This window comes from Isoptericola sp. Y581 (assembly GCF_059445475.1).
The window spans coordinates 1-2,879 of the sequence record NZ_JCAIUK010000019.1; the positions used below are offsets into that span (position 1 = coordinate 1).

Genomic DNA, 2,879 nt, shown 5'->3' on the forward strand with positions numbered 1-2,879 from the left:
AACTACCAAGCGTGATCCACATGATCACCAACCTCGAGTTCTACCGCCAGGCCACGTGAATAGCGCTCTAAGGGGGCTGGCCACGCACTGAGGGCGACCTCGGCGACCGGGATGAGTTGGGCACGGCTCGCGCCGTCGCGTGCGGCCTGTGCTAGTCCGGTGAGCGTGCTGGTCGTGAAGCGGGCGAGTGCCTCAGGGTCGGTATCTGGAGGTAGCTCTCCTGCGTCGACGTCACGGTGGATCGTCCGAGCGAGCATCTCCGTCGTCCTGGCGCGCCGTTGGGAGAGGTGGGCGATGACCTCGCCGTCGCTGGTGCCGAGGTCGCCGCTGAGCGCCAGGCAGCCCGCGGGAAGGTCGGTCTGGGTGTAGCGCACTGGTGCCTCGCGCAAGATGCGTGCGGCCGCCTCGCGAGCGGTGGGTTCCTCGGCGAGGGCTTGGTCGATGAACCCACCGTACCGATTGGTGTATGCGTCGAGAGCCTCGTAGAAGAGCTGCCGCTTCCCGCCGAACGCGTTGTACATGCTCGGGGCCCCGATGCCGAGCTCGCCGGTCAGGTCGCGGATCGAGGTGGCCTCGTACCCGCGCTGCCAGAAGAGCAGCACCGCCCGGTCGAGCGCTGCTGCTCGGTCGAAAGACCTCGGCCTACCTCGCGTGCTCGCCATCACGGCCCAAATATATAGCGATCGCTACAGGCGGTGCTAGCCTCCACATCTGTACCGATCGCTAGCCAATGGGGTGGACCATGAACGACCTGACGGGGAAGACCGCGCTGGTGACCGGGGCGGGGCGCGGGATCGGGCGGGCGATCGCCGAACGCCTGGGTAGGGACGGGGCGCGCGTCGGTGTCCACTACGGCGCCAGCGCCGAGGGCGCGGCCGCGACAGTGGCCGCACTCCAGGCGGCGGGAGGCGAGGCCTTCGCCATCGGCGTCGAACTGGGCACCGAGGGGGATGCCGCCAGGCTCTGGTCGTCGTTCGACGAGCATGCCGACGGCGTCGACATCATCGTCAACAACGCCGGAGTCCTCGGCGGTCGGGCTGCCTTCACGGAGGTGGACGAGACGACCTTCCAGCGGGTGTTCGACGTGAACGCCAAGGCGCCGTTCTTCGTGCTGCAGCAAGGACTCACGCGACTGCGCGACGGCGGCCGGGTCGTCAACGTCTCAACCCGCTTTACCCACGGCGCCCGCAACCCCGAGCTACTGCCCTACACGATGTCGAAGGCCGCCGTCGACGCCCTCACCTCGACACTGGCCAAGCAACTTGGTGCACGAGGCATCACCGTCAACGCCGTCGGCCCCGGCGCGACCGACACGGACATGAACACCACGCGCCTGCAGACTGCCGAGGGGCGAGCAGAAGTCGCTGCCCTCTCGCCGCTAGGTCGAGTAGCCCAGCCCGGCGACGTTGCTGACATCGTCGCCTTCCTCGCGTCGGAGGACGCGAGGTGGGTCACGGGCCAGTGGATCGACGCCAGCGGCGGGTCGATGCTGTGACGCCCGCGCGATCCGCGCGCTCGAATCTCCTTGTCGACTCCCGACAGACCGACCCGGGCGTTCAGAACTGACCGATTCTGAGGCGCGCCAGAATCGGGTTCTGGAAGTTTCAAAACCCGACGCAGACGGCCCATGCCGGCAGGGCTGACGGGAGCTCACTGGGGCGCAGCTCATGGTGAGATTGCGGTCATGTTCGTCCGCTTCCAGTCACCACTCCCCGGCAAGCGCGGTGTACACACCGGCGTCTTCGGGCTCACCAACCTCCTCGGCCGTGCCGGGCGCCTGACGCCCGAGGAACACGCGACGTGGCGGGCCGGGAACGACTGGTACAACGCGGCGTATCCCGATCCGATGGACACCGACCCCTCCGTCTACGACGAGACCGCACACCCGCGCGCCACGGCGTGGTTCAAGAACACGGCCACCCACCTCCTCGAACGTGTGCCGCCATACCTCGCGATCCTCAGCGCGCACGGCGTGGAATGCGTCCGGGTCGAGTCGGAAGACCCGGGCCGCGTGATCTACGAGGACGACGTCCAGATCGTCGTCGTGCCCCACGACCCGACCGCGTCGACCTCGTTTCATCCCACGACCTGACGACAGCGGGCGGGACGGCCGTGCGAGTATTCGGGTCCACCGCGAGAGATGGGGACGATCATGGACGCGAAGCAGGAGCGGTGGGCCGCCGTGGGGACAGGTGCCGTGATCGTCGCTGTGATGGTCGGAACGTGGTTGATGTGCGAATACGTCCTCGCATGGCGCGAGACCTTCCGGCTTGAGGATCTCACCTACGCGCGCAACCAGGTTGATGACTTCGAGGCGTACCGGTCCGGTGGTGTCTTCGAGTCCGGGACGGCGTGGGCAGCGCTGGTCATCGTGCTGATCGCCATCATGCTCGCCACTGTTGCCAGTGTCCGCGCCGGCAGATGGCGTCTCACGTTCGCAGCCGTCAGTGCTGCCTGCCTCATGGCCCTCGTGGCCGCTGGCGCGGTGCTGCCGTTCGGCCCGTTGGTCGTCCTGGTCTTCGCGCTTCCTGCCACGGCCACCGTGCGTAGCTTGTCCCGGCCGGCGAACAACCACAGCCTCGCCGATACCGAGACACGCGGCCTGTAGTCGCTGCTTCCGAGCCCGGATCCGACGAGCCGGGTGAATACGTCACCCGTGCCCGGGCTCAGCACGACTTCTCGGGTACGGATCCCGGACCGCAGAGCGGGGGCTCGGGAGCTGGGGCACTGTCGCGGGGCCCTTGCTCGAGCACGGTGGTTCCCAGCATGAGGGCGCCGTCGTTGTCCATGAGCCGAGTCTCCAGCAGCGCGCCGGAGACCGGGTCGAGCAGGAGTTCTTCGATGCCGAGATTCTTGTCGGAGAAGTCGGCACGGACCGC

The 2,879-nt window shown here is 67.8% G+C and carries 5 protein-coding genes; 3 read left to right on the plus strand and 2 right to left on the minus strand.

Annotated features, from left to right (window positions below; genetic code table 11):
* Positions 1-2: 2 nt before the first annotated feature.
* Positions 3-662, minus strand: coding sequence for a TetR/AcrR family transcriptional regulator (locus AC1C2W_RS19615; protein ID WP_495414063.1), 660 nt, complete (start codon positions 660-662; stop codon positions 3-5).
* Positions 663-742: 80 nt separating this feature from the next.
* On the opposite strand from AC1C2W_RS19615, the gene AC1C2W_RS19620 reads away from it, so the two are divergent.
* From AC1C2W_RS19620 to AC1C2W_RS19630, 3 genes are all read left to right on the plus strand, one after another.
* On the plus strand, positions 743-1,495 hold the full coding sequence (locus AC1C2W_RS19620; protein ID WP_495389148.1) for an SDR family oxidoreductase: 753 nt from the start codon (positions 743-745) through the stop codon (positions 1,493-1,495).
* 189 nt (positions 1,496-1,684) lie between these two features.
* On the plus strand, positions 1,685-2,092 hold the full coding sequence (locus AC1C2W_RS19625; RefSeq protein ID WP_495389147.1) for a hypothetical protein: 408 nt from the start codon (positions 1,685-1,687) through the stop codon (positions 2,090-2,092).
* Between the two features lie 60 nt (positions 2,093-2,152).
* The gene (locus AC1C2W_RS19630) at positions 2,153-2,608 is read left to right on the plus strand and encodes a hypothetical protein (RefSeq protein WP_495414061.1); all 456 of its coding nucleotides are present in this window, start codon (positions 2,153-2,155) and stop codon (positions 2,606-2,608) included.
* 58 nt (positions 2,609-2,666) lie between these two features.
* Here AC1C2W_RS19630 and AC1C2W_RS19635 read toward each other — a convergent pair.
* Positions 2,667-2,879 (minus strand): hypothetical protein (locus tag AC1C2W_RS19635; protein WP_495414062.1); only part of this gene is annotated, 213 nt, incomplete at its 5' end.